Consider the following 26396-nt stretch of genomic DNA (forward strand, 5'->3'; position numbering starts at 1 on the left):
TCGTGTTGCTAACAATGGTGTTCTGATTACCCGCTTCGCGGCCGGTTATCTTCCCGTTACGCGCTTGTCGAGACCTGCATGTTCTCGACGACGGGCGCATCGGTGCGTAGCAAACCTTCGGTGCGCAGATCGCTCCACAGTTGCGCGGGAATCGGCGTTTGCATGGATTCGACGTTGCCTTGTAACTCGGCGGGCGTTATCGCCCCGGGAATCACGCTGACGACAGCGGGGTGCATCAGCGGAAATTGCAAGGCGGCATCCCTCAGCGCTACTTGATGGGCGCGGCATACTGCTTCAATTGCCGCCACCCGCTCGAGTATGTCGGGCGAGGCCGGTCCATAGTTAAAGTAGGCCCCAGGCTTCGGCCCCGTCGCGAGAATGCCCGAGTTGAACGGGCCGCCGATGATTACACCCATATCCTTCTTCATACACAGCGGCAGGAAGGAATCGAGCGATTCTTGCTCGAGCAGTGTGTAGCGTCCCGCCAGCAGGAATAAGTCGACGTCGGTATTGCGCGCAACTGTTTCGCTGACCTGCCATTCATTTACACCGATGCCGATCGCTGCAACCACGCCCTGGCTGCGCAAATCGCTGAGTGCTCGCACACCGCCGTCAAGAAATTCACGCGTGCGTTGTGCGCTTGCTTCCGCACTTCCATGCGTGAAGATATCGATGTCATGACACAACACAATGTCGATCCGGTCGGCTCCCAGACGCTCGAACGAAGCCTCGAGACTGCGCATCACGCCGTCGTATGAATAGTCGTAGATGACTTCGCGGGACGGTACCTCAAAGAACTTCCCGATGCCGTCGCGCTGCTCGGGTGCGCAGCGTTTCAACAGCCGCCCTACCTTGGTAGATAAGAGATAGTCGTCACGCTGTTGTTCACGAAGAAACGATCCCACGCGTGTCTCAGCCAATCCATATCCATACAGCGGCGCCGTATCGTAGTAACGCACTCCATGCTGCCAAGCTGCTTCGAGCGTCAGCCGCGCCTGCTCGTTATTCAAGGCGCGGTAAAGATTCCCCAGGGGCGCGCTACCGAAGCCTAGAGAAGTGAATTGCAACGACCGGCCGGAACGGCTCTTAAAGTGGCGCCGACTGGGCAGACGAGTAATAGCGTGCGACACGGCTGGATCCTTTCTAGTGAGTGCGTTGGTGGAGTAAAAGGTGCGGGTGCTCGATCGGACCCATTCTCTGGTCGTTTCGAACCCGCATCGTCTTAAATCGTGCGTTGGTGAACCGCAAGCCCACCTTGAAAGCAGAGACGCTGCTTCCGCGTCACTGCAACCCTCGTGGACACGCAGGCGCCGTTCGTAGGATGGCCTGCCATACGTGTTCGCAGTTCGCGTCATCGGTCACGGGCAGCGAGCCGCTCCGGCTTCCCCGCCCATCGCACCGAAACGTTTAGCGAAACGTTTCGTCACAATCTAGACAGGACATTTGCCGATGTCAATGGCGGGTAAACGTGGACGTTCGGTCACGGGTGCACTGATGGTCGCGTCGATAGAGACTAAAATTCTTGCTGGTGTAACCCCTCATTGTGATATGGCAGCCAGGTGCTATAAGTTGGCATCGTAACGTTTCGCTAAACGTTTCGTTCCGGGCCGCGGCAATGCTAGCCAAAGTTGCCGGTGGTTGTTTTCGTGGCCGGCTGCGCCATCTGGCGCCCCCGCCTTTCGCAAGGAAATCGCAATATGGTTGCAATTGTCTGCAGCGGAACGCGCTATGGCTGCGGTTCAATTGATGACTTGCGCCCACTGAGAGAGCCGGGCGCAACTAGTCGCATTTCGCCTATGTCAACAATGAAGGAGAACCAGTGAAAGTCAGTCATTTGCGTTGGGGCGTGATGGGCGCTGCCGATATTGCGCGCACTCAGGTAATCCCTGCAATTCAAACGTCCGTCAACGGGTCCGTTGTGGCACTCGCGAGCCGCGACCCCGCAAAAGCCCGCGACTACGCACGGGCCTTGTGCATACCGCGAGTAGTGGAGAGCTACGAGGCATTGCTGGCCGATGTCGGCGTTGATGCGATCTATATCCCGCTTCCCAACAGCATGCATGCCGAATGGGCAATGCGTGCGGCCGAGGCAGGGAAAGCGGTTCTGTGTGAGAAACCGCTCGCGACGACCGCGAAGATGGCAGAAATGGTTTCCGACGCCTTCTCGCGTCACGGCGTGGCACTGATGGAAGGCTTCATGTATCGGTTTCATCCGCAACACCGGCGCGTGCACGAGCTGATTGCGCAAGGTGCGATAGGCCAGGTCCGCGAGGTTCGCGCACATCTGTCCGTAAATCTGATGAATCCGCCCGACCCCGCCAACGTTCGGTTGCAGCCTGCGCTTGGAGGCGGCGCCCTGCTGGATATGGGGTGCTATGCGGTCAACATCGCGCGGATGATATTTGCATGCGAGCCCACGCATGCGAGCGCGATCTGGATCGTCGACTCGCATTTCGATGTGGACATTGCAACGACGGGCATTCTCGAATTCCCGAATGGTTGCTCTGCTTCGGTCAGTTGCTCGTTCATGGCAGGTGGTCAGGGAACTTACACCGTGATCGGCACCGAGGGTTCGATTGAAGTGCCGCGTGCAATTCTTCCCGGAATGGGTACCCGCGTCCCTCAGGCCCTGGTCGTTCTGGTCGACGCGGACGGAAATCGACGGGAAGAGGTATTTCCTCCAGTCAATCAGTACTGCCTGATGATTGAGGCGTTTGCATCTGCAGTATTGACTAAGCGGACAATGCCATTCACGACGGATGACGCGGTCGCCAACGCCAGAGTGCTTGATGCGCTGGCGTTGGCTGCACGAACGCATCAACGCGTCAATGTATCGTGATGGCGTGCAACCGTCCCGCGAAGTGAAGCACCGGCGCAGCTTGTCAACGCGGGATATCAGCACACGTCGGGTGGCCTTTTCCGTTTCGGATTGTGCGTGTATGCCCTTCATGATCTGCTTTGAGATACCTCACTCTCATTGATATATGGAACCAGTCCAGAACAGGTGTAGGAGAAAACGGCAATCGACAGGCGATTGAGTGGAGACATTCGGCACCATCGGTTATGACCGACGGTTTCGTTGATCGCTTCCGGTTGTGGCCTTCACGAGGGTGGTGAGCCTGTCCACGATATGCCGCAACCTCTTTCTCACGAACGCGAATACGCGCGACGTCTGCCCTTTGGCCCCTCATGCCGCCGACCCACCCCGCTTCCCCGCCGCCGACGAACTCGCCGTGCTGCGCGCGTGGTACGCGGGACTGCCCGTGCGCGAGGCGGTCGAGCGCTATCAGCCCGCGTCGCTGGGCGGTGGCAAGTCTGCGCGTGGCGTGCTCGGGTGCATCCGGCGCCGGCTGCAGGCCATCGCGCGCGCCGCCCATCGTGACGAGCTTGCCGCCCTCCTCGATCATCCCGCGGAAGATCGCGCACGGCACGCCAAGGCAGTCGCGCACGCCATCGAGGCGCTGCGCACGGCACGTCCACCCGAACCACAGATCACCGACGACGTCGCGCAGTGGTTCGCTCCGCGGGCCGTGCGTGTGCTGCACGCCCACGGCATCCGTACGCTCGCCGATCTGACCTTGCGCATCCCGCGTCGCCGCCAGTGGTGGAAGGCCGTGCCAGGCCTCGGTGTCGCCAGCGCCCGCGCCATCGAGGCATTCTTCGCGGCGTGGCCTGCCCTGACTGAAAAAGCGCGTGCGCTCATCAGCGCGAGCCGCCGCGCCGAACTCGTGCCATGGGAGTCACTGCAGGTGCCGCATGAAGTCGATGGCTCGCGGGGGACATTCCGTGCGCCGCAGGCCACCTGCTCGCTCGACGCCACCAACGACTACGAAGCGGTGCAGACCTGGCTCGCCCTGCAGGAGTCCCCCGCCACGCAGCGCACCTACCGCAAGGAAGCCGAGCGCCTGATCCTGTGGGCAATCGTCGAGCGCGGCCGTGCGCTGTCCTCGCTCACGACCGACGATGCGATCGCGTATCGAACGTTCCTGCGCCACCCGTCGCCGCGCGCCCGCTGGGTTGGCCCGGTGCGTCCGCGCACCTCGCCGGACTGGCGGCCGTTCAACGGCAGCCTGTCGGCCCGCTCGGTCGCGCATGCGCTGTCTATTGTGGGCGCCCTGTTCCGCTGGCTGATCGAGCAGCGCTACGTGCTCGCCAATCCGTTCGCCGGCGTGAAGGTGAGGGAAGCCAGCGGCGTGAACGTGCTGGACACGTCGCACGCGTTCAGCGAAGGCGAATGGGCACTCGTGCGCACGATCGCCGATGGACTCGAATGGTCGCATGGCTGGTCAGCCCCGGCCGCCCAGCGGCTGCGCTTCCTGCTCGACTTCGGTTACGCGACGGGGCTGCGTGCGAGCGAACTCGTCGGCGCCACGCTCGGGCACGTTGAGACGGATGCACGCGGCGATCACTGGCTGCGTGTCACCGGCAAAGGCAAGAAGCTGGCACGCGTCGCGCTGCCGCCACTCGCGTGGGACGCCCTCGCGCGACACCTGGCCGATCGTGATTTGCCCATCCTGCCGGTGCGCTGGCGGCCGGAAACACCGGTCATCGGCAGCCTCGAGACAGACAGTGAGGCAGCGATCAGCAGCGCATGGCTCTGGGGTGTGCTCAAGCGCTTCTTCCTGCTTGCCGCGCAGGCTATCGAAGCCAATCATCCGCCGCTGGCGGAAAAATTGCGTCGCGGTGAAGCGGGCCAGGCAGATCGGGGATGCTTTTGCTAGTGACAGACGCCGGTAGTCAGGACGCAACCGGCGTTGGAAACCACTGGCTTCCATCCAGTCCGAGGCGGCGCGCTATGACGTCCAACTCGCCAACTTCGCCCGCACCTGAAATGCATAACCTGTGAAGAAATCCTTTCAGAATCGCTTACTGCCGTGCAATCAGCACCCCGGCACCGCCGCCGTAAATCCGCCGTACAAACCGGCGCATTACACCAATCCTGCGCGTCGAGCGCCGGACCTTCCCTGCTGTGCCTCCAGGCGTCGCCGCTCTTATTGTGGTGCGTCACCCTCGCGATGCACGGGCTGCGTCTCTTTCAGGCTCTTCGCGAGGCGCGACGCCTGCACATAGCCGGGATTCGCGGGACGCTTCAGGTAACGTCCGGCGCCTCGCCGCGCCCGCAGGTCGCCGTCTACCCAAACGAGTTCGCCTTGCGAGACGGTGTGGGTCGGCACGCCGCGCACCGTCATGCCCTCGAACACGTTGAAGTCCACGTTCTGATGATGCGTTTTGACCGAGATGGTGCGCGTGGCCTCGGGATCCCATACGACGAGATCGGCGTCGGCACCGACGGCCACCGTGCCCTTGCGCGGGTAGAGGTTGAAGATTTGCGCGGCATTGGTGGAGGTAACGCGCACGAATTCGTTCGGCGTGAGCCGGCCGGTGTTCACGCCTTGATCCCACAACACCGCCATGCGATCCTCGACGCCGCCGCAACCGTTCGGGATCCTCGTGAAATCATGGCGGCCCATGGCTTTCTGCGAAGCGCAGAACACGCAATGGTCAGTCGCGGTGGTATGCAGCAGCCCGCCCTGAAGTCCGCGCCAGAGCGCGTCGCGATGCTCCTGCGTACGGAACGGGGGGCTCATCACGTGGGCGGCGGCGCGCGTCCAGTCCGGGTCGCGATAAACGGCTTGATCGATCACGAGATGCCCCGCGAGCACTTCGCCGAATACGCGCTGACCTTCGCTGCGCGCGCGCGTGATCGCCTCGAGCGCGTCTCTCGCCGACACATGCACGATGTACACCGGCACACCCAATACCTGGGCGATGCGGATCGCGCGATTCGCTGCCTCGCCTTCGACTTCGGGCGGCCGCGACAGCGGGTGCGCCTCCGGACCCGTGAAGCCGCGCGCCAGCAACTGGCGTTGCAATTGAAATACGAGCTCGCCGTTTTCCGCATGCACGGTGGGCAGCGCGCCCAGTTCGAGCGAGCGGGCAAAACTGTTCACGAGGATCTCGTCGTCCGCCATGATCGCGTTCTTGTAGGCCATGAAGTGCTTGAAGCTCGACACGCCATGCTCGTTCACGAGCAGCCCCATGTCGCGATGCACGCTTTCATCCCACCACGTCACCGCCACGTGAAAGCCATAGTCAGCAGCGGCTTTTTCGGCCCAGCCGCGCCACTCGCGAAAGGCATCCATCAGCGCCTGCTTCGGGTTGGGAATCACGAAGTCGATGATGGATGTCGTGCCGCCCGCAAGCCCCGCCGCGGTGCCCGTGTAGAAGTCGTCGCTGGCGGTCGTGCCCATGAAGGGCAGTTCCATATGCGTGTGCGGATCGATGCCGCCAGGAATCACATATTGACCGCCGGCGTCGACCACGGTCGCGCCCGCCGGCGCGTCGAGGTCTTCACCGACGCTCTGGATCACGCCGTTTTCGCAGAGCACGTCCGCACGCCAACTCTTGTCTCCATTGACGACGGTGCCGCCTCGAATCAGGATCGCCATGATGCCAAGTCTCCTTCGGTTGAACATTGACGCTTGAAACGCTCACGCGCTCGCCACGCTCGGGCGCCGGCTCCGGCCGACTTTCATCATCACGCCATAGACGAGCGCCGCAATCGCGAGCCCCACGAACCACGCATAGGTATAAATGCTTTTGAACGCGTCGGGCACCGAGGCAAACACATTCGGGAACGCGACATTCAGAAAGCCCGGCAGGTTCGGCAGCACCCCCGCGATCAGCGCGATCACGGCCGCCGGGTTCCAGCCGTTCGAGTACGCGTATTCGCCGTTTTCCTCGAAGAGCTGGGTCGTATCGAGGCGTGTGTTGCGAACCAGAAAGTAGTCGACCATCAGGATGCCGGCCACCGGTCCGAGCAGCGCCGAATAACCGACCAGCCAAGTGAAGATGTAGCCCTGCGTGGTCGCGAGGATCTTCCACGGCATCATCGCGATGGCGATGGCCGCGGTGATAAGGCCGCCCGTCTTGTACGAAATGCCCTTGGGCCACAGGCTCGAAAAATCGTAGGCGGGGCCGACGAGATTCGCGGCGAGATTGCAGCACATCGTGTCGAGCGTGAGGATCACGAGCGCGATGCCCACGCCGACGCCCTCCATGCGACTCGTGAGGTCGATCGGGTCCCAGATCGCCCTGCCGTAAATCACGACCGTTGCGGACGTCACGACCACGGACACCACCGAGAGCAAAGCCATCGGAATGGGCAGGCCGATCGCCTGGCCCACGAACTGGTCTTTTTGCGTTTTTGCGAAGCGCGTGAAGTCGGGAATGTTGAGCGCGAGCGTCGCCCAGAAACCCACCATGGCCGTGAGGCTCGGCCAGAACGTCGCCCAGAACAGGCCTGCCTTCTTGCCGCCGGCAACGAACTGCGACGATTGCGACAGCATCGAGCCCATGCCGCCCGCCCTCGAACAGGCCCACCACACGAGCACTGCGCACATCACCACCTTGATCGGCGCGGACCAGCTTTCGAGCCAGCGGATCGAATCGGTGCCGTGCAGGATGAAGTACAACTGCAACACCCAGAAGATGAGAAAGCAACTGGCCTGCCCGATCGAAATGCCGAGAAACGGCACTGCGTCGCCCACCAGCGCGTTGTGCGTGAGAATGTTGGCGAGCGTATAGATGGCGCTGCCGCCCAGCCATGATTGAATGCCGTACCAGCCGCACGCCACGATGGCGCGCAGCATCGCGGGCAGCTTCGCGCCCTGGGTGCCGAACGACGCTCGCACCAGCACCGCATAAGGAATGCCGTACTTGGTACCCGCATGACCGATCAGCAGCATCGGCACGAGCACGATCAGATTGCCGAGCAGCACGGTGAGCACCGCCTGCCAGGGCGACATGCCCTGCTCGGTGAGGCCGGCGGCGAGCATGTAGGAGGCGATGTTCATCACCATGCCCACCCATAGTGCCGCGAAGTGATACCAGCGCCATGTGCGCTGCGCGACGCCGGTGGGCGCGAGGTCATCGTTGTATAGATCGCTTTCGGCGCGGCGCGCAGTGGCGTCGACGGCTAAGGGCTGGCTCATGAAGTGGGTTCTCCGTCGCTTGTCGTGGGGTTCGGCTCGGTGCGGCTTCAACGTGTCAGGCGGCTTTCGGGTCGGCGACACGCGCCGGGTTGTTCGGGTGCGTGGTCCAGTTCTCGTAGCGCTCGCCCGAATCGACGCGCTCCATCGTGATGCATTGATCGACCGGGCAAACATGCATGCATAGATTGCACCCGACGCAGTTCGCATCGACCACCTCGAAGTGGCGCTGGCCATCGCGGATGGCGGTGATCGCCTGATGCGAGGTGTCTTCGCAGGCGATGTGGCAGAGCCCACACTGGATGCAGCGATCCTGATCGATGCGTGCCTTGATGTCGTAGTTGAGGTTCAGGTATTGCCAGTCGGTGACGTTCGGCACGGCGCGGCCGCGAATCGTGTCGAGGCTGGCGTAGCCCTTGTCGTCCATCCAGTTGGACAGGCCGTCGATCATGTCGCCGACGATGCGAAAGCCGTAGTGCATCGCGGCGGTGCAAACCTGCACGCTGCCCGCTCCCAGCACGATGAATTCCGCCGCGTCGCGCCAGTCGGAAATGCCGCCGATCCCGGAGATCGGCAAGCCGTGCGTTTGCGGATCGCGCGCAATCTCCGCGACCATGTGCAGCGCAATCGGCTTCGCGGCAGGACCGCAATAGCCGCCATGCGTGCCCTTGCCGTCCACGGTGGGCAGCGGCGCCATCACGTCGAGATCGACGCCTACGATCGAATTGATCGTGTTGATGAGCGAGACGCCGTCCGCACCGCCCTTCATCGCCGCGCGCGCGCCGTGGCGAATGTCGGTGACGTTCGGAGTGAGCTTCACGAGGCAAGGCTGGCGTGTGCCTTCTTTCACCCAGCGGGTGACCATTTCGATGTACTCGGGCACCTGTCCGACCGCTGCGCCCATGCCGCGCTCGCTCATGCCGTGCGGACAGCCGAAGTTGAGTTCCACCGCGTCCGCGCCGGTCGCTTCCACCTGCGGCAGGATCCACTTCCAGTCATGCTCGTTGCAGGGCACCATCAGCGAGACGATCAGCGCGCGGTCGGGCCAGTCCCGCTTCACCTGCGCGATTTCCTTGAGGTTCACGTCGAGCGGCCGATCGGTGATCAGCTCGATGTTGTTCAGGCCTGCGATCCGCTGGCCGCGCCAGGTAGTCGCACCGTAGCGCGAACTCACGTTCACCACGTGCGGGTCGAGCCCGAGCGTCTTCCAGACCACGCCGCCCCACCCTGCCTCGAACGCCCGGTTGACGTTGTAGGCCTTGTCGGTGGGCGGCGCGGAAGCGAGCCAGAACGGGTTCGGCGATTGAATGCCGGCAATCGTGCAGCGCAAGTCGGCCATGATGCGACTCCTTCGTTTTAGCTGGATTCGATGTAGCTTTGGCGCGGCTCAGGCGGCTCTCGCAGACAGGTTCGCAAGGAAGCGGTCGATCGCGTGCGCGGCGAGCTTGCCGTCCTGCACGGCCTGAACGGTCAGATCGGTTCCGGCGTGGCCGGCACAGTCGCCGCCTGCGAAAACGCCCGTGAGCGAGGTGGCGCCGTTCGCGTCCACTGCGATGCGCCCGCCACCCTCAGTGAATTGCAGCCCGTCGAGGCCTGCGGGTAAGAGCTTCTGGCCAATCGCTTTCAGCACCATATCGGCCTCGACGCGCACGATCTCCCCGGTGCCGAGCAACGCACCGGTCATATCGAGCTTCGTGCGCTCGAATTCCACGGCCTGCACCGCGGTGTCGTAGCCGACGATTCGCAACGGCTTCATCCACTCGGACACGGTCACACCTTGGGTACGCGCGAATTCCAGTTCGGCCCAGGTGGCGCTCATCTGCGCCGCGCCGCGACGATAGGCGAGCGTCACCTGATCAGCACCCAGCTTGCGGCTTTGCACGGCGGCGTCGATTGCCGTATTGCCGCCCCCGAGCACCACTACCTTGCGGCCGACGGGCACGCTGGCCAGATCGTCGGCCGCGCGAACGCCTGCGATGAAATCCACCGCATCGAGCACGCCGTCGAGCATTTCGCCTTCGATGGACAGCGTCTGCGTGCCGCCAAGTCCCACGCCGATGAACACCGCGTCGTACGCCGCGCGTAGTTCTGCCAGCGTTACGTCATGCCCCAGCCGCTGGCCCTGGCGCAGTTCTATCCCGCCGATTGAAAGCAGCCACCGCACCTCGCGCTGTGCGTAATCATCCACGGTCTTGTACGCCGCGATGCCGTACTCGTTCAGACCGCCCGGATGTTTGCCCGCATCGAAGACGCTCACGCGATGCCCGGCCAGCGCGAGCGTGTGCGCGCAGGCAAGACCCGCGGGCCCCGCGCCGACCACCGCAACATGACGGCCTGTGTCGCTCGCGCGCTTGAAAAGCGCCGGCGCGCCGGCGGCTTCGCGCGCCATCTGGAAGTCGGTGGCATGACGTTGCAGCGAGCCGATCCGAACCGGCTCGCCATCCTGATGATTTCTCACGCAGGCGCCTTCGCAGAGAATTTCGGTGGGGCACACTCGCGCGCACATGCCGCCCAGCGGGTTCGCGCTCAGAATGTCGCGCGCCGCCCCCTTCAGATTGCCGTTGCCGATCTTGCGGATGAAGCCGGGAATGTCGATGCCCGTGGGGCACGCGTTCACGCAAGGTGCGTCGTAACAGTAATGACAGCGGTCGGCCGCGATCACGGCCGCGTTCGCGGAAAGCGGCGGCGCGACGTCGGCAAAATTGCAGCCGAGCTGCTCGGCGCTGAGACGGCCTGGGGCGATGCCGTCGGCGGCATTCGAGGTGGTCTGGGACATCCGGGTGCTCCTTGCGAGGCAAAACACGGGTCCGCCGGCCGTGTGCGTGAGGCGCGCGGCCGGTACAGGGGAATCGTTGGAAAGACAGCGCGGCGCTGAGACCGCTCGTATTCAATCGTTGGGCGTCAGCCGGGTTCGCTCGCGCGTTCGAGCATCGCGTGCAGCAACACGTTCGCGCCGGCTTCGATCCATTCGATCGTCGCGTCCTCGACTTCGTTGTGGCTGATTCCGTCGATGCACGGCACGAACACCATCGAGGTCGGCGCGACCGTCGCGAGATAGCACGCGTCGTGACCTGCACCCGACACGATGTCGCGGTTCGAATAGCCGAAGCGCTCGGCCGCCGCGCGCACGGACTTCACACAAGCCGCGTCGAACGGCACGGGCGCGTAGTAGAAAATCTGCTCGACGTCGGCTCCGAGCTTGCCCAGTTGCGCGATCTTCGCGATGCCTTCGCGCAGCTCTGCGTCCATCTGCGCCAGCACCTCGTCCTGCGGATGGCGAAAGTCGATGGTGAAGAACACGCGGCCGGGAATTACGTTGCGCGAATTCGGATGCACCTGCATCATGCCGACCGTCGCGCACGCGAGCGGCGCGTGATGCAGGCCGATTTCGTTGACGAGCTGCACGACCCGCGAGGCGCCCAGCAGCGCGTCGCGCCGGCGCGGCATGGGCGTAGGCCCCGCGTGCGCTTCCTGCCCCGTGAGCACGACTTCGTACCAGCGCTGGCCTTGCGCATCGGTGACCACGCCTATCGTTTTGTTTTCGGCCTCGAGTATCGGCCCTTGTTCGATGTGCAGTTCGAACGCAGCGTGAATCTTGCGACCGCCGCACGGCACTGCGCCCGCATAGCCGATCCGCTGCAATTCCTCGCCGATGGTCTTGCCGTCGACGTCCTTGCGCGAAAGCCCGTAACCGAGCGTGAACACGCCGGCAAATACGCCGGAGGCGACCATCGCCGGCGCGAAGCGCGAGCCCTCTTCGTTGGTCCAGATCACCGTTTCAACAGGCCGCTCGGTTTCGATGCCGTAATCGTTCAGCGAGCGAATCACCTCCAGCCCGCCGAGCACACCATAGATACCGTCGAAGCGGCCGCCCGTCGGCTGCGAGTCGGCGTGCGAGCCGGTCATCACGGGCGGCAGGTCGTTGTCACGCCCCGCGCGGCGCATGAACACGTTGCCCATCTGGTCGACACTCACCGTGCAGTTCGCCTCTTTCGCCCATTGCACGATGAGATCGCGGCCCTGCTTGTCGAGGTCGGTCAGCGCGAGACGGCACACGCCGCCCTTGGGGGTGGCGCCAATCTTCGCCATCTCCATCAGGCTGTCCCACAAGCGCTGGCCGTTCACGTGGATCGCGGTCGTCAGCGCGGCTTCGCTTACTGCGTTCATACGTGTCCTCCTGTCCGTGTTCGTCAAACGTGCGTGCATGCCACCGCGTGGGGCGCGAAGAGCCATCGCGGTGCACGCCTGGGTAGCACTGTGCGGCTCCTGAAATCCCGCCCTTCTAATCCTGTCCGATTGGACAGGTTTTAGACGATAAACTTCGCTAATTCAATGCGGAGTTACGAGCGAGAACCGTGCCATTGATGCTGCAGTGCGCGAAAACTAGCTGACGTCCGCGTTGCGCGTGTTTTTCGATGCGGGTGAATACGCGACGCACTTGCATCGTGGCTACAATGAAGCCGGCATGCGCGCGGCCGACGCGCTTTTTGTTTCTTTCGAATGGACCGAACACTATGCGCAACGACGAACCCACCGCGCGAGCCGCGCCCCTCGGGACGCGCGGCACCGCGCCGGCGCTGCCAGCCGCTGACGCAACGCACAAGCGCGGTCGGCGCAAAGCCTCGATTCGCGCGTCGAATGAATCCCACCTGCTCGCCTGTGCCGAAGCCGTGTTCGCCGAACGCGGTTTCGAAGGCGCGAGCACGGCGCTGATCGCCGAGCGCGCGGGCTTGCCGAAGGCCAATCTGCACTACTACTTCCCGACCAAACTCGCGCTCTACTGGCGCGTACTCGACGATGTTTTCGAGGAATGGAACGCGGCCGCCAACCTGTTCGATGCAAGCGATGATCCGGTCGAGGCGATAGGCGGCTACGTACGCGCCAAGATGGACCTGTCACGGCGCCGCCCGCTCGGCTCGAAGGTGTGGGCCAACGAAATCATCAGCGGTGCGGCGCATATGCAGGAGATCCTGCTCGAACGCGTGAAGCCGTGGATGGACACACGTGTGAAGCTGATCGAGCGATGGATTGCCAAAGGCTTGCTCGCGCCCGTCGATCCGCCGACGCTACTGTTCATGATCTGGGCAACCACTCAGCACTATGCCGATTTCGAGGCACAGATATGCGCGCTCTCGGGCAAGCGCGCGCTAGCGCCGAAGCGCTTCGAGGCGACTACGGAAGAAGTGGTGAGCATGATCCTGCGAGCGAGCGGAGCGCGATCGCAGGCCGAATGACGACGACAGCGATCTTCCGCAAGGAAGGATTGCGCACGCGCATATCCTCGATCATGCGTCGACGTAGCGGTGTCATGGTGGACTCCGCTCTGAATGGTCAGGATAGCAAACTGCACTGCGTGTCTTCGCAGACAGCGCCGGACGGGACCTTTGAAATTGGGCCAAGGCGTCATAAAATCGCTGAACACTTCACCTGTGTCAAATCAAAGGCTGACGGACCTGGGACTATCGATGCGATCACGTATCGCTGGCTCGGGACTCATCGTCTCACGGCGCGCACGCGCGAACGCCTCAAACCGGGCTCTCAGGCGTACTAGCCATTGCTCGCCCCGCGACGTTTCGGGCCCCGAAACGCCCATTTCCATTCGCATGGCCGGACAGGGCGATGCTTCAGACCGCCACTGACTGCGCTCACCGGCATCACCGCTCAAAATCGCGAACGATCATGCAATGTCAGCTTTCGACGCATGGCAACGCAAAAGATACCTGCCCAGGCCCCGCAGGACCGCCCATACTCGCCGGTCGTCTTCCGGTCGTTCAGCCGGCCGCCACAAATATGTGCTCGAAGGGGCTATTGCTTCGGCCGGCTTTGACATGATGAAAAAGCCATCAGATCAGCCGGTTGGCGTTTGTGTCGTTACGACCCGCGACGAGCGTCCCAAAGCGACTGGGCCCAGGCGGCAAGACGCTTGGGCTCGAACCTGACCGCACGCTCAAGTTCCTCAGCGGCGGTGTCGGCAAGAACGGACTCCTGTCCGGCCTCGAGACCCGCTAGCATCCGTTCGGCAACCTGGACCGGAGCGGTTTTTTCGCCCGTTACGTGAGCGGCCATATCGGTGTCGATAAAACCAGCGTAGACACCCATCACGTGCGTTCCCTGCGCCTTCAACTCGATGCGCATGGCATCAGTCATCGCCAGTGCGGCGAACTTCGAGGCGCAATAGGTGGCGTTGAACGGATAGACATACCAACTCACCACCGAGAGCATGTTGATGATTGCACCGCCGCCGTTGCGCGCCAGGATGGGAGCAAATGCCCTGACGACGCGCAGCGGGCCGAACGCATTCACCTCCAGCTCCCGGCGCAGCGCCTCCTCCGAGTCATCGGCAAGCATCGGCGTGGGCAGAAGAATGCCAGCGTTGTTGATGACCAGATCGACGTCGCCGCACTTTTCGACTGCGCGCGCCACTGAGTCAGTATCTGTAACGTCAAGGCGGACCGGCGAAATCGCAGCGTGCGCCACGGCCGCGGGATTGCGCATGCCTGCGTAGACTCTTGCCGCGCCGCCCCGCGCCAACTGTTCGACGATAGCCTTGCCGAGGCCTCGATTGGCCCCAGTGACAAGTGCTGTGCAACCCTTGATTTTCATGTTGATTCCGATTTGGAGAGGGGTGGCGCGCATGCATCGCACCTGAGCTTAGCCGGGCAACTGGATACCGGAGAGCGCGGCGCACACTTCAACTAGCCGGTTCTGCGGGTTGTGATCTCGCGTTTCGTGATTCGGTGCGAGCGGCCGCAGATGATAAAAATACTCACCCGAAACCGTTGCGCCAGGGGTGTCGCTGGTCGCCAGCCAGGCTTGCGTGCGATGGGCCTGATCGAGATCGTCGGGGGCTGAAAGACCACCCATGCGCGTCGGCACCCAGCCGGGTTCCAGGGCATTCGACAGGACATCTGGCCAACGTCGGGCAATGGCAAACGCGAGCAAAACGTCGTGCAGCTTGCTCTCCGCGTAAGCCTGCGATCCATTCCAGCGGCGTTTTTTCCAGAGGATGTCATCGAGGGCGGCAGTAGTGCCGCGGTGCATGCCGGAGCTGAGATACACGAGACGGCGTGGCCGTTCGATCAGGGCGGTCAGCACGTAGGGCGCCATCACGTTGACTGCAAACACATGCGGAAGTCCGTCTTCCGTCTCGATCCTGTTCGGCTCGCGATAACCGATGCCCACGTTGTGAATGACGGCGTCGAATGGCCCATGGCGGTTGGCCTGGTCGGCGACAGCTTCCATTTCAGATATTCGCGAGAGATCGCCGATGACCGTCCCCGAAGCAGCGGGAACGCGCTGGCGCACGTCCTCGGCGCGCCGCGTCGTGCGCGCGTGCAGCACGACCTCGTGCCGTTGCGAGAGAAGCAATTCGGCGGCCATCAGGCCCAGGCCATCGGTCGAACCGGTAATGAAGATCCGCGACATGATGATATCCGGTAGGGTGATTATGAAGACCTCAGCGACCTGACGAAGGCGAGAGCAAGGCCGGCGGCGAACACGCCAGCGACCCCGATCCACGCCGGATGGCCACGAAATAGCGGCACGGCGAATGCCGATCCGGCTGCGCCGCCGAGGAAGAATCCGCCAACATACAGGCTGTTCAGCCGATTTGCTGCGATCGGTTCCAGCGCCAGCACGCGCCGCTGCGAAACGACGTGGCTCGCCTGAACGCCTGCGCTGATACAGAGAACCGCCATCAGCAGTACCCCCCATGGCGGATCAAAACATAGTGCGAGGCCTGCCGCCGCAACAGCAATGATCGCGGCGACGGACGTGACGATCGTTCGACCGCTGTCGGCCGCACGCCCCGCCAACGGCGCCACCAGCGCGCCGGCCGCGCCCGCGAGCCCGAAGCCGGCAATACCTGTCGCATGAAAACCGTAGCGTTGCCGAAGCCAGAATGGGAGCGCCGTCCACGTCATACTGAAGACGCCAAAGAGCAGCGACTGGATGTACGTCCGTTGGCGCAGTTCCCGATATACGCGCCAGTAGCCTGGGAGCGATGCAACTGTCTGCGGATAACTGCTGCGAGTCTGGGGCTGATATGCGGGGAGGATACTGCGCAACCACGGAATCAGCGCGAGGATGGCGGCTGCTTCGAGAAGAAACAGCGCTCTCCAGCCCAGCGCATCGCCTAGCACGTTGGCGACCGGCCACGCTGCGAGAATCCCCCACAGGAGACCACCGGTCACCCCTCCGACTACACGTCCGCGCGATGCCGCATTGCAGAGACGGGCAGCGTGTGCAACGACGAGCTGTACCGCGACAGAACAGATGCCAATCCCTGCGGCAGCCACGAAAAATCCGATGCCCGAGGCTGCAAACGCAGCCAGCAACATGCTCGCCCCCGAACCGGCCAGTATCGTGCTCAACAGCCGCCGATTCTCCAGTCGGTCGGCAAGAGGCGAGACAAGCAGCAACCCCGTGCAGTATCCGATTTGCGTGAGCGTCACGATGAACCCTGCCAGAGCGGGCGCCATCCGCAAATCGGCGGCGATCCGGACGGTCAGTGGCTGGGAGAGGTAGCTTCCCATCGCCACAATGCCGCAAGCTCCTGCCAGCTGGAAAACCAGTCCATTTACCCGCGTTGGCCCGGCCTGTGCTTGTTCTTGAGTACTCATGGCTTTAGCGTGAGCATTCGAGTTAGATGCTGCGGTCCCGGTCATGGAACCGCTGCATCCAGTACGGAAATGGCAGGCGAGGCTCGGAAACACCGTCCAATCGCTCGATCTGCCCGGCATCGAGCTGCAAGTTCCGTGCATCGAGATTGGCGCCCAGTTGCTCGGGTGTTCTAGCTCCGACGATGACGGACGTAATCTGCTTTCGTGCCAGTATCCACGCGAGGGTCACTTGCGCTGGCGTGCTGTCGAGTTCACGCGCGACTTCACGTAAGACATCCAGGATCGATGCGCCCGCTGTTTCGTCGACAGGGGGAAAGTCCAGGTTCGATCTGCGTCCGCCGTTGAGGTCATGTCCGGCGTATTTGCCGCTCAGGTAGCCACCGGCAAGCGGACTCCACACAAGCAGGCCAGTCGCATGGCTTGCCGCCACGGGCATGATTTCGTACTCGATATCCCGACTCGTCAGCGAGTGGACCTGATTGCTGACGACATATGCCCGGCCGGTGCGATCGCTGAATGCATGGGCGCGTTCCTGGTCAGCGGCACTGAAATTGCACGCGCCGATGTGCCGAACCTTGCCTTGTGTCACGAGATCGTCCATGGCGCGTAGCGTTTCGTCGATCGGGACGAGCGCATCGCGGTCGTGCAGTTGGAACAGATCGATATGATCGCGGCCAATCCGCTTGAGGCTCGTTTCGACCGCGCGCATGATGTGCGAGCGGCCGAGTCCGACGTCGTTGTGGCCCGGCCCCGTGCGCAAGCGCACTTTGGTCGCGACAAGCATCCGGCTTTCGTCCAGACCCAGCGTATCGAGTACCTGGCCGACGACTTCTTCGGAGTGTCCTTGTGAATAGGCATCCGCAGTATCGATCAGGTTGACGCCGAGCTCGACGGCCAGTTCGACGAGCCGGGTTGCCTGATCGCACTCCAGGCCGGCAATGGCACCCCAGATGCCCGAGCCAGCGCCGAATGTCATCGCACCGAGGCTCAGCCGCGAAATGCGCAGGCCAGACCGGCCGAGTGTGCTGTATTCCATTTTCGATATCCCTTATCAATAGACGATGGTGACGGGGAGACTCGCCACCATCCGGTCTTCGAGTTGTTATTACGCAGCGCCGGTGACGAGCGCGTCGAGCACGCTTTCCAGATCGATCCGGCCGCGGAGGACTTCTTCCGGCTTTCCCTCGAACTCGATCCAGCCTTCGTTGAAACCGTCGAGCATGCGCATGCGCGGCAACGGGTGTTGCATCCCTTGCGAACGAAAGAGCGTTTCCCAGCTCTCGCGATTAACGGCTTCAGCGTGCACCGGGTGACCCAGCACGCGTGCGAAGGTGTGTGCAAGGTCGTTGGGGCTAATCCGCGTCGGGCCTTCGAGCTCGACGACGCGCACGCCGCTCCACGTTTCCTGAAGCAGCCCAGCCGCAACCCGGCCCACGTCGGCCGTCGCGACCATCGCCACCGGTTTGTCGAGCGGATGCAGATAGCTCTGGATCACGCCACCGTCGCGTGCCGATGCAACATCCCAGGCGGCGTTTTCCATGAACCAGCCCGGACGCAGAAAGGCCACAGGCATCGGCAGGTCGCTGAGCGCGCGCTCCATCAACGTACGTTGCGTCAGCAGATTGCTTTCTCTGGCCTGTGCGCCAATGGTCGACAGACAGACCACCTTTTTGGGTCGGGCCATGCGGATTGCTTTGGATACCGCATCGATTACTGCACGGGCTTCGGAAAAATCGGGCGTGGGATCGAACTCGGACGGCGGCAGAATGAACACACCGTCTGTACCCTCAAACGCTGCCGCTAGCGCAGCAGCGTCTTCCATACGTGCCGTCACCAACTGGCATCCGAGCGAAGCCCATGAACTGGCGCGTGCCGTATCGCGCACGACACCGCGAACCGGTTGGCCTGCCGCATAGAGTTCCCGGGCCAAGGCGCCACCGACCTTCCCGGTGATCCCAGTGATTGCATACATGTTCCTGCTCCTTATGAGGTGTGGGTACAGTGATGTGCTTAGGCGCGCGGCAGACGGTCGTAGAACGACTGCTCGAACTGGCCATAGAGATCCACGACGCGTGCGTCGTAGAACGGCAGCATCTGGGTAAATAGGGAGCCGGCCACGCGCCGGACCGGATCAATCCAGAAATACGTGTTGAGGAGACCGGCCCAACTAGCGCTGCATGCACTGCGTCCGTGCGGGCCCGGTTCGGTATTGATGTCGAATGACAGCCCCCATTTGTGCACGGCGCCTGGGAATTGATCGAAGCTGTTCGACCATGACGGCTGTGCCGTCTTCATTTCGTGAACCCGCAGATCGCCGATGTGATTGCGGAACATCGTCTTTACCGTATCGGAGTTCAGGATTCGCTCTCCGCGGTATGTTCCTTCGTTGAGCAGCATCGTCAGGAACGTCATGTAGTCGCGCGGTGTGCTGAACAATCCGCCGCCACCCATGAAGAATTCGGGGCGCTGGTTGGTCTCGAACGCCTCGGGTGTGAGGGAGCCATCAGCCTGCCGCCTGTGCATGGTCGCGACACGTTTTTTCCGGGCACTGCTGTTCAGAAAGCCCGTATTGCGCATGCCTAGCGGCTCGAAAATGTGTTCGCGGAAATACACTTCGAGCGATTGGTCTGTCACGGCCTCCACCAGCTTGCCAACCCAGTCCATGCTGATGCCGTATTGCCAGCGTTCGCCAGGCTCGAATTCGAGCGGTGCGGAAAAGGCGCCGTTGAGCGAATAGCCGATATCCGGCATGCCGGTGACCTTCTCGTACTGGCTAATCTGGTCGCTCCAGATGCTGTACGTGTATCCCGACGTGTGCGCCAACAGATGACGCACCGTGATCGCATTGCGCGCCGGGCGCAGTTTCGGCTGACCCGAGGCATCGAATCCGTCGAGGACTTGCGGCGACTTGAGTTGCGGCAGGATCTCGCCCGCAGGCTGATCCAGCTTCAGCTTGCCCTGTTCGAGCAGTTGCAAGCAGGCTGTTGCGGTGATCGCCTTCGTCATCGATAGCAGCCAGAAGATAGTATCGGGGCTGATGGCTTCTCCGGTCGTGGCATTGGCCGGGCCGAAGGCGCCCTCATAAACGAGTCCGTGGCGCGTCGCCCCCATCGCGACGACGGATGCGACGGTGCCATCCGCAACCGCGTGCCGGAGGCGCTGGTCGATCGAGGCGGAATCCGGGAGGCGGCTTACCCCCGGATTTCGTGGTTCGGGGGACGAAGCCGCGCCCACATTCGGGACCGCAAACGAGCCGAGTGTTGCTGAGGCAACCAGCCCCGAGGCGCCTTTTAGCAGCTTGCGTCGATTCAGTTGTATGGTCATTGTTGTTCCTCGGTATATGCATCAGCGGAAGCGTTGCAGCTCGATTTCCACGCGACGCGCTATCTGAATTGCTCTTGTCCGTCTCGATGAACGGCATTCTGGATACGTGCGAGAAAAAACAAAATGACACTGGTGGAATTAGTTAAGTGACATAGAGTCACTAACTGTGCGCGCTAGACCCGGTTCGAATAGGTCGAGTGCTGTCATCGCGCAAGCGAAAAGCTGACGTTCGAAGTAACTGGAGGCTACGACCGCAGAGCAATCCATAGCGGCCCTTGACCGACCAACGGCCCAATGACCGTACATGGACGCCCCCGATTTGCCAAGCATTCAATTCGTGATGACTCGAAGGTAGATTGCAACCGTACATTCGGACTTTGGTTGCGGCTTCGCCGCTGTCCCTGATGGGTTTCCCTGGTCGGTTCCCCGTCGCTATGGCGCGCGCTGCATCGGACACACTTCCATCTCGACATGGGACCGTACCAGGTCTGCCGTGAGGCACCTTCCCGCTCGATACGCGCGGTGGCGTCGACAACGACGCGCTCGAACTCGCCGTCTGTGACCGCCTTCATGTGCACGGCGGGGGCAATCATCGTTGCCAGCAATTAAGTTGTCGTCGAGTATGAGGGGGAATGTGGTGTTGCGTTGCCGCCGCTCGCGTGGGACGCGCTCGCGCACTGCGTGAGCGCAGCACTCCGAACGGGCTTGAACTCTCGCGGAGGTGTCATAGACTCAACGAGCTGCCCATCGGCTCAACCGCAGACGGTGTTACGGATCCGCGCCGGCTGGAGAAGAAACCACCCTTTCAAGGTCGGCTTCAGGAGGCGAAATCATGGCCCAGCTTGCCGCACTTTACAAGAAGCAAACGGATGCCAAGGCGTTCGATGACTACTACGCGTCGACCATGTGCCACTGGCGAAGACACTACCGGGTCTGAAAGGCCAGGCGACTGCGGCAGATCTCGGCAACTTCGCGCAGGCAGGTGTAGATCTTCTGATCTTTGACACAAAAGAAGCGTAGTCCTGCCTCGCGCTTCCAGCGCCGCGGTTTGCTGCATGCAACCACGCGTGAAGAAGGAGCATCAGCCCTGATGCCTCACACTCGACTATCGCGGCCCGCCGCACGGCGCGCGTCTGATCAGTCTACAGTTGGCTGAGCGACGTGTTCACGGCTCGCAAGTGAACGCGCTTTCATGGAGGCGTGCAAACCGGTGCTAACCGATTGCATCTCGTCGCGACGGGCCCTTTTGTCAGCTGGTTTTGGCGCGAAGCCCGAGCATGGTGGTATGGCGAACTTCGCGACATTGAATGGCTAAAAGTTCCGCTCTGCATTTGCGGAGTCGCCTCGTTCAGGGCAGCGGCAGCGGCAACGCTCCACGGAAACCTTATGAAAAACTGAAGCAAATCACGTTTGATACCTGGTGAATACGATACGGACGACTACTTAATGGAAAGCGTATGCTGTAGCGGCGGATTCCACTGTTGCGGACGCATTGACGAAGCTCGACATATTTCAACGATCAGAGGAGGTGGGCGATGCGAAGGTACATTTGGGCAAATGCAATGGCGGTTGCGTCGGTGGCGGTCGTTATTGCGGGCTGTGGCGGCGGGGACAACCTTACAAGCGGGCCGCATTATGTATCGGACATTGCCGTGCCGAACATCAAGGCCGGCGTCAACTTTTCCTTTGATATCGGCGTCGTTTCCGGTAGCCATTACTTTTTTACCGACAGAAATAACGCTTCGCTGGATCAGATCGACATTCCGTCGAAGTCGTTCGTCAAGGCAATCCAGGGGAGCGGTCCGCTCGCGTTTACGGGACTTGGACCCGGTCCAAATTCGCAGGCCGGTCCGGACGGCGCGACGCCTGTCGGCAGCCTGATCTATGCGGGGGACGTGAATTCTGTGAAGATCGTCGACCCTGCAGCAGGGGCAGTGATAAGCAAGATAGTGGTCAGCACAACCGGCGTGCGCGCAGATGAAGGTTGTCTCGATTCGACCCATGGCATCTTCATGATCTCGAGTCCGGAAGAGAACCCGCCCTTCGCGACATTCATCAACACGGCAACTCAGACCGTCGTGGCAAAGGTCACATTCACTGACAACGCGGGTAAACCCACTGCCGGACTCGAAGCCTGCCGGTACGACGCCACGAGCGACAACTTCTACGTGAACGTGGACGGCAGCACGACGAATCCTCATGGTGAACTCGTAAAACTGCCGGGAGTATCTGTTCGCGCAATACCAAACGGCGGCACGCAGAACTATACAACCCTTGCGGGCGTCGCGATGTATGGGGAAGGTAACTGCGATCCTACTGGGTTGGCGCTCGGGCCTGGGAACGATATTGCGGTCGGTTGCCGAGAAGGGACGACTGGCGCGCCGTTGCTCATGCAGATTATCGATCGTTCAAACGGCGCGCTCCTGGCGTCCCTCAACGCGGGTGGAGGTGATCAGCTTGAATACGATGTGTCCACCAATCGCTACTACAACGCGGCAAGCCGTTGGACTTCTTCCGGCAATGCCTCGACGAATGGCGCCTGCTCGGCCGCATCGCCGTGTACGCCGGTACTAACCATTGTCGACGCCGGTTCCCGCAGCGTTGTCACTCGCCTGAACACTGGTAACAATGCGCATTCTGTTGCAGTCGACCCGGCGACAGGGCTGATTTTCGTTCCCTACTCTTCGGCGACATCGCCAGCAGGATGCCCGAGTTGCGCCGCAAATGGATTCGTCAATGGCGGGGTCTCGGTGTTCGCCGCAAGGTAGCGTCGATCCACACCCGCTTCGGCTTTGCGGGAGCTGTCGACCCGTGTGCTCTAGCGTGACCATTGATTAGAAGGCGCCGCCGCTTCTGCGATGTACAGAGCGACGTTAAATCACTCCTGCTAGCGTGCGATCTATCACGCGGGGCTGTGCTCAACGATGCAGCCCCATCAGGACTGCATCGTGGTCATCGGGGGCTGCCCTGCGCGCGCAAGGTGGACTGCGTCCTCCAGGAACTGCTTACGATGGGGCCTTCCGTCGTTAATGACGGAGGCAAGAAGCAACGAGAAACACTCGCCGCTTTTTTTATTGCAGGTTGCCCCAGCGTGCGACCGCCGGCTCGGCCGTCGCCCACTTCCAGCCCTTGTCCTGCTGGCACGCGCTCGCCGTGAACCACCTCTCGGACGCGTTCGGGCCGTCGCCGTCCTGCACCGAGAACACGAAGTCTTTGCACAGCGCGAGCGCCGAGTTGACCGCGCGCGTCACGCGCACCTGGCCGTGACCGTTTTCGATCGGCAACGTGTGCTTGACCGACCACGGTTTCGTTTCGCCGACCGCCATCGTCCCGACCAGCGCCGCCATCAGATCCTGCTGATCCTTGTGCATGCTGCGCATGTAGCGCGCGACCGCTTCGTCGGTGGCGGCCTGCACCGCCACGCCGACGCCGAGCGCGACGGCCGGATTGCTGGTCACGATGCCCGAAGCGACACCCGCCGCCGCGCCGCTCGCGGCGCCGATCGACGCGCAGCCGCTCGCCAGCAGGCTCGCGCCGACGCATAGGGCGCCGGCCGCGATGAGCCGCAGCCGATCACCCATCGGAACGCCAAGCGAACGCAATATCATTGCAGCGCACCCCAGCGCTCGGTGGCGGGTTCGGCCGATGCCCAACGCCAGTCCTTACCGTCGCGGCAAACCGACGCGATGTAAAACGCGCTGCTAGCGGGCTTGTCGTGCGTTGCGTTCTGATCGACGGAAAAGACGATTTCCTTGCAATCGAGCGCGCCGGTGCTGATCAGGCGGCTGACGGTCACGCGGCCGTGCTCGTCGTCTTCGATCGGGAAAGAGTGGGTAATGCTCCAGGGAGCGACCGCGCCGACCTCGAGCGGACCAGCCGCCTGCGCGATGCTGTTCTGCGTATTCGTGTGGACCACGCGCTCCGAGTACTGCACGCCGGCGCGCGCGGCGGCGACCGCGCCAAGACCGATACCGGTCGCGACCGCCGCATTGCTGGTGACCTTGCCCGCGACCGCGGCACCCGCGATACCGGCGCCCGCGACCGCGCCTTCCGAGTACAACGAGCTACAGCCGCTCAATGCGGACGACACCGCCAGCGCCAGCGCGATCAGCGCTGTTACGTGGGGGCGTTTGGCTGCGACAACGGACTTCGCGTTGTCGGCCCACACCATGTTCTTTTGCATGTCTACCGTCTCTGCTCTACCGGTGCCGTCGATCACGCGCTTCGCGCGTAACAGTCTGCGGTGCAACGGTGCTCATCAAGGATCGGGTCCACGACAGAAAATTGATCCATGCACTTGAGGCTTTCGAAGCGCAAGCGCAGTGTGCCACCGCCGACGGAGACATCTGAGCATACGACGTTCCAAATCTCAGAGTGATCTGCGCCCTACGGCCGCCAGGCGCCGAGACTGAACTATCGAGTACCGACCACGGAAACGATAATGCGAACGGAGTCCGGCTTTTCGTCAGCTTCCGTGCGCGCCGCACCGCTCTTGCACAGGGCATTGAACGGCGTCGCTAAAGTTGCCTCTCGCCATCCTCGGGTGCTGCCACTTCGGCATTCAACACCGATCTTCATCATGCGCAGCTGCTGATCGCGACTACCGGCTCGCGCGTCAACGGCGAACTGAGAGCCTCGTACGACGACTGTAAGACGGTGGGCTCGCCTGTCTGCGTTCGGCAGGCTTTGGGCGTGCGCTAGCAGGTATAGATCGGCAGCTATCCGTGATGGTGAAGCACAGAGCGATGCCGCACTCGATGCTGCAGTGCGTAACGACAATCACGGCCGCGGCGAATGACGCCGCGTGCAACCGGCTGGCTACTGGCCGTCTTGCCTTGGGCCGTTCCGTGGTCTGTTGACGTCGCTGTTCGCGCCGTCACGGGTACCCATATTCAGACCATTGGCCTTGCGCTTGGAAGATCGCGTCGAAGGGCTACTGCCCGCCGCACCGACGCCACTACCCGTGACATCCGCCACCACGAGAACCGAAGCGAAAAACGTCTTACTTAGATGTTTCATGGCTCACTCAAAAGAGGATATCTCAAGCCCAGCATCGGCCGTTCACATGAATGAAGCGCCGCAAGGGGGCGTGTCTTAATCTCTCGAAAATGCCACCATGATGGCCGCCCGTCGCAGTGCCCGGCGATGGGCTTGCCGGCACTGCCGGTAAAGGCTCAGTCACTGTCACTGGTACCCATTTGATGTGCGGGTGGCTCTGGCGACGGAACGTCGGGGCGACGGAACGTCGGGGCCACGGCTACGACGTGCTCGCCCGGTTCGACGCAGAGGTGGACATGCTGAGACCGGCGAAGCCTCGCGGCGTCGCGGCCGTCAACCTTGATGAGCGCGTCAGCGCCGAAACCTTCCAGCGTTCTATCGCGGGTCGCAATGATTTCGCTCGTGGCCGCGGCGGTGCGCGCGAAACTGCGCTTCCCGGCTCCGCGGAGTTCGCAAATCCTTTGCGATGGCCAGGAGGATCTGCTGTGCATGGTTGCGCAACCCCCACGGCTGCATGTTCGCCGCCGCTGTTAGCGGACTTTGCTTGCCGCTGCGATGATCGCGTCGGCAACCGCCTTCGGCTGGCTCAACATCGGGACGTGACTCGAGTTGACATGCGTCGTCGTTGCGCCGATCTGTTTGGCCATCGCTTCCTCGGCGTGCGGATCGATCATCCGATCCTGGTTGGCGACCAGGTACCATGACGGCTTCGTGTGCCACGCTGCAGTGCCCACCTTGTCGTCCAGGGCGCCCGCGAACCAGGGGCCCTGGGTCGCGGCGAGGATGCGCGCTTGCGCCGGCGGCAGATCCTGGGCGAAATCGTTCACCACGCCTTTGGTGGACAACGTCAGGAAATTCGCGGAGTCTTTCTTGAACTCGCCCGCCCCGGGCGTCGCCGGCTTGCCTTTGAACAAGTCGTTGACCGATTCGCCGCTATCCGGGACGAGAGCGGCGACGTACACGAGTGCTTTGACCTTGTCGTCGTTGCCGGCCTGGGTGATTACGGCGCCGCCCCACGAATGGCCGACGAGCACGACCGGACCGGTCTGCTGGTCGATTGCGCGCTGGGTGACTGCCGTGTCATCCGCAAGCGAGCTGAGCGGGTTCTGAACCGCGACCACATGAAGACCGCGCGCTTCGAGCAACGGAATCACCTTGTCCCAACTCGATCCGTCAGCGAAAGCTCCGTGAACCAGGACGACACTCGTTCCTTTCATATCCTGCGGCGGAGCGGCATGGGCGGCGTTCAACGAGAATGCGCTCCCGAGCAATAGCGCCGAAGCGAGATATCTCTTCAAATGACGGTTCATGATGGGCTGTTCCTCAAGGGTGTAGAGTGAGCCACCAGTATCGCGAGCAGCCTGTCCGGACGGTATCGGTCAAATGACCGACCCCGCCGCAAGCCGGCGGTGGGCATCGTGCCCATCAGGGATGGACGCCATTTAGGCCCGAGTCCGAGGGG

General features: G+C 62.4%; 18 protein-coding genes and 3 pseudogenes. 5 read left to right on the top strand and 16 right to left on the bottom strand.

The window, feature by feature from the left end; translation table 11 throughout:
• Positions 1-56 precede the first annotated feature (56 nt).
• Positions 57-1130 carry an aldo/keto reductase gene (locus QFZ91_RS03575; protein WP_429566260.1) on the bottom strand — a complete coding sequence of 358 codons (1074 nt, stop codon included), beginning with the start codon at positions 1128-1130 and terminating at the stop codon, positions 57-59.
• A 689-nt stretch (positions 1131-1819) separates the two neighbouring features.
• Between QFZ91_RS03575 and QFZ91_RS03580 the strand changes: the two genes are divergently transcribed.
• On the top strand, positions 1820-2839 hold the full coding sequence (locus tag QFZ91_RS03580; protein WP_429566261.1) for a Gfo/Idh/MocA family protein: 1020 nt from the start codon (positions 1820-1822) through the stop codon (positions 2837-2839).
• A 24-nt stretch (positions 2840-2863) separates the two neighbouring features.
• Here QFZ91_RS03580 and QFZ91_RS03585 read toward each other — a convergent pair.
• Positions 2864-3184, bottom strand: a pseudogene (locus QFZ91_RS03585) (ISKra4-like element ISBte2 family transposase); the annotation flags it as partial.
• On the opposite strand from QFZ91_RS03585, the pseudogene QFZ91_RS03590 reads away from it, so the two are divergent.
• Positions 3180-4682, top strand: a pseudogene (locus tag QFZ91_RS03590) (phage integrase family protein); the annotation flags it as partial. The pseudogenes QFZ91_RS03585 and QFZ91_RS03590 sit on opposite strands and share 5 nt — an antisense overlap.
• A 309-nt stretch (positions 4683-4991) precedes the next feature.
• Here the strand turns inward: QFZ91_RS03590 and hydA are convergent.
• The 5 genes from hydA to QFZ91_RS03615 form a co-directional block, all read right to left on the bottom strand.
• Complete coding sequence (gene hydA / locus QFZ91_RS03595) at positions 4992-6449, bottom strand: dihydropyrimidinase (RefSeq protein ID WP_429566262.1); 1458 nt, start codon at positions 6447-6449, stop codon at positions 4992-4994.
• A gap of 42 nt (positions 6450-6491) precedes the next feature.
• On the bottom strand, positions 6492-7994 hold the full coding sequence (locus QFZ91_RS03600; protein ID WP_429566263.1) for an NCS1 family nucleobase:cation symporter-1: 1503 nt from the start codon (positions 7992-7994) through the stop codon (positions 6492-6494).
• Positions 7995-8049: 55 nt separating this feature from the next.
• Entirely contained in the window at positions 8050-9330 is a 1281-nt protein-coding gene (gene preA, locus QFZ91_RS03605) for an NAD-dependent dihydropyrimidine dehydrogenase subunit PreA (protein ID WP_429566264.1), read from the bottom strand.
• A 48-nt stretch (positions 9331-9378) separates the two neighbouring features.
• On the bottom strand, positions 9379-10767 hold the full coding sequence (locus tag QFZ91_RS03610; protein ID WP_429566265.1) for an NAD(P)-dependent oxidoreductase: 1389 nt from the start codon (positions 10765-10767) through the stop codon (positions 9379-9381).
• Positions 10768-10892: 125 nt separating this feature from the next.
• A complete protein-coding gene (locus QFZ91_RS03615) occupies positions 10893-12158 on the bottom strand; it encodes a Zn-dependent hydrolase (protein ID WP_429566266.1) in 1266 nt (421 codons plus the stop codon).
• 347 nt (positions 12159-12505) lie between these two features.
• On the opposite strand from QFZ91_RS03615, the gene QFZ91_RS03620 reads away from it, so the two are divergent.
• On the top strand, positions 12506-13225 hold the full coding sequence (locus tag QFZ91_RS03620) for a TetR/AcrR family transcriptional regulator (protein WP_429566267.1): 720 nt from the start codon (positions 12506-12508) through the stop codon (positions 13223-13225).
• A gap of 637 nt (positions 13226-13862) precedes the next feature.
• On the opposite strand, the gene QFZ91_RS03625 is transcribed toward QFZ91_RS03620, so the two are convergent.
• The 6 genes from QFZ91_RS03625 to QFZ91_RS03650 all read right to left on the bottom strand — a co-directional run bounded on the left by QFZ91_RS03625 (position 13863) and on the right by QFZ91_RS03650 (position 19936).
• On the bottom strand, positions 13863-14594 hold the full coding sequence (locus tag QFZ91_RS03625) for an SDR family oxidoreductase (RefSeq protein WP_429566268.1): 732 nt from the start codon (positions 14592-14594) through the stop codon (positions 13863-13865).
• Between the two features lie 48 nt (positions 14595-14642).
• Positions 14643-15416: an SDR family NAD(P)-dependent oxidoreductase gene (locus QFZ91_RS03630; protein WP_368716445.1), complete on the bottom strand. Its 774-nt coding sequence runs from the start codon at positions 15414-15416 to the stop codon at positions 14643-14645.
• Positions 15417-15436: 20 nt separating this feature from the next.
• Positions 15437-16612, bottom strand: a complete 1176-nt coding sequence (locus tag QFZ91_RS03635) for an MFS transporter (RefSeq protein WP_429566269.1) — start codon at positions 16610-16612, stop codon at positions 15437-15439.
• Positions 16613-16634: 22 nt separating this feature from the next.
• A complete protein-coding gene (locus tag QFZ91_RS03640; RefSeq protein WP_429566270.1) occupies positions 16635-17648 on the bottom strand; it encodes an aldo/keto reductase in 1014 nt (337 codons plus the stop codon).
• A 69-nt stretch (positions 17649-17717) separates the two neighbouring features.
• Positions 17718-18584 carry an NmrA family NAD(P)-binding protein gene (locus QFZ91_RS03645; RefSeq protein WP_429566271.1) on the bottom strand — a complete coding sequence of 289 codons (867 nt, stop codon included), beginning with the start codon at positions 18582-18584 and terminating at the stop codon, positions 17718-17720.
• A gap of 38 nt (positions 18585-18622) precedes the next feature.
• Positions 18623-19936, bottom strand: a complete 1314-nt coding sequence (locus tag QFZ91_RS03650) for a serine hydrolase domain-containing protein (RefSeq protein WP_429566272.1) — start codon at positions 19934-19936, stop codon at positions 18623-18625.
• 832 nt (positions 19937-20768) lie between these two features.
• Here QFZ91_RS03650 and QFZ91_RS03655 point away from each other — a divergent pair.
• Positions 20769-20956, top strand: a pseudogene (locus QFZ91_RS03655) (EthD family reductase).
• A gap of 515 nt (positions 20957-21471) precedes the next feature.
• The gene (locus tag QFZ91_RS03660; protein WP_429566273.1) at positions 21472-22704 is read left to right on the top strand and encodes a hypothetical protein; all 1233 of its coding nucleotides are present in this window, start codon (positions 21472-21474) and stop codon (positions 22702-22704) included.
• A 303-nt stretch (positions 22705-23007) separates the two neighbouring features.
• On the opposite strand, the gene QFZ91_RS03665 is transcribed toward QFZ91_RS03660, so the two are convergent.
• The 3 genes from QFZ91_RS03665 to QFZ91_RS03675 all read right to left on the bottom strand — a co-directional run bounded on the left by QFZ91_RS03665 (position 23008) and on the right by QFZ91_RS03675 (position 26244).
• Positions 23008-23544 (bottom strand): hypothetical protein, encoded by a 537-nt coding sequence (locus QFZ91_RS03665; protein ID WP_429566274.1) that lies wholly within the window; start codon positions 23542-23544, stop codon positions 23008-23010.
• Positions 23541-24119 (bottom strand): hypothetical protein, encoded by a 579-nt coding sequence (locus QFZ91_RS03670; RefSeq protein WP_429566275.1) that lies wholly within the window; start codon positions 24117-24119, stop codon positions 23541-23543. The genes QFZ91_RS03665 and QFZ91_RS03670 overlap by 4 nt, the downstream gene beginning before the upstream one ends.
• Positions 24120-25464: 1345 nt before the next feature.
• Positions 25465-26244 (bottom strand): alpha/beta fold hydrolase, encoded by a 780-nt coding sequence (locus QFZ91_RS03675; protein WP_429566276.1) that lies wholly within the window; start codon positions 26242-26244, stop codon positions 25465-25467.
• Positions 26245-26396: the final 152 nt, after the last annotated feature.

It is taken from the genome of Paraburkholderia sp. JPY419, assembly GCF_050435705.1.
Classification (GTDB): Bacteria; Pseudomonadota; Gammaproteobacteria; order Burkholderiales; family Burkholderiaceae; genus Paraburkholderia; species Paraburkholderia youngii.

Coding starts and splice junctions, on each gene's coding strand:
- QFZ91_RS03660 (WP_429566273.1), top strand. CDS start 21,472: ATGCGAAGGTACATTTGGGCAAATGCAATGGCGGTTGCGTCGGTGGCG.
- QFZ91_RS03635 (WP_429566269.1), bottom strand. CDS start 16,612: ATGAGTACTCAAGAACAAGCACAGGCCGGGCCAACGCGGGTAAATGGA.
- hydA (WP_429566262.1), bottom strand. CDS start 6,449: ATGGCGATCCTGATTCGAGGCGGCACCGTCGTCAATGGAGACAAGAGT.
- QFZ91_RS03600 (WP_429566263.1), bottom strand. CDS start 7,994: ATGAGCCAGCCCTTAGCCGTCGACGCCACTGCGCGCCGCGCCGAAAGC.
- QFZ91_RS03675 (WP_429566276.1), bottom strand. CDS start 26,244: ATGAACCGTCATTTGAAGAGATATCTCGCTTCGGCGCTATTGCTCGGG.
- QFZ91_RS03610 (WP_429566265.1), bottom strand. CDS start 10,767: ATGTCCCAGACCACCTCGAATGCCGCCGACGGCATCGCCCCAGGCCGT.
- QFZ91_RS03620 (WP_429566267.1), top strand. CDS start 12,506: ATGCGCAACGACGAACCCACCGCGCGAGCCGCGCCCCTCGGGACGCGC.
- QFZ91_RS03665 (WP_429566274.1), bottom strand. CDS start 23,544: ATGATATTGCGTTCGCTTGGCGTTCCGATGGGTGATCGGCTGCGGCTC.
- QFZ91_RS03630 (WP_368716445.1), bottom strand. CDS start 15,416: ATGTCGCGGATCTTCATTACCGGTTCGACCGATGGCCTGGGCCTGATG.
- QFZ91_RS03615 (WP_429566266.1), bottom strand. CDS start 12,158: ATGAACGCAGTAAGCGAAGCCGCGCTGACGACCGCGATCCACGTGAAC.
- QFZ91_RS03650 (WP_429566272.1), bottom strand. CDS start 19,936: ATGACCATACAACTGAATCGACGCAAGCTGCTAAAAGGCGCCTCGGGG.
- preA (WP_429566264.1), bottom strand. CDS start 9,330: ATGGCCGACTTGCGCTGCACGATTGCCGGCATTCAATCGCCGAACCCG.
- QFZ91_RS03640 (WP_429566270.1), bottom strand. CDS start 17,648: ATGGAATACAGCACACTCGGCCGGTCTGGCCTGCGCATTTCGCGGCTG.
- QFZ91_RS03625 (WP_429566268.1), bottom strand. CDS start 14,594: ATGAAAATCAAGGGTTGCACAGCACTTGTCACTGGGGCCAATCGAGGC.
- QFZ91_RS03645 (WP_429566271.1), bottom strand. CDS start 18,584: ATGTATGCAATCACTGGGATCACCGGGAAGGTCGGTGGCGCCTTGGCC.
- QFZ91_RS03670 (WP_429566275.1), bottom strand. CDS start 24,119: ATGCAAAAGAACATGGTGTGGGCCGACAACGCGAAGTCCGTTGTCGCA.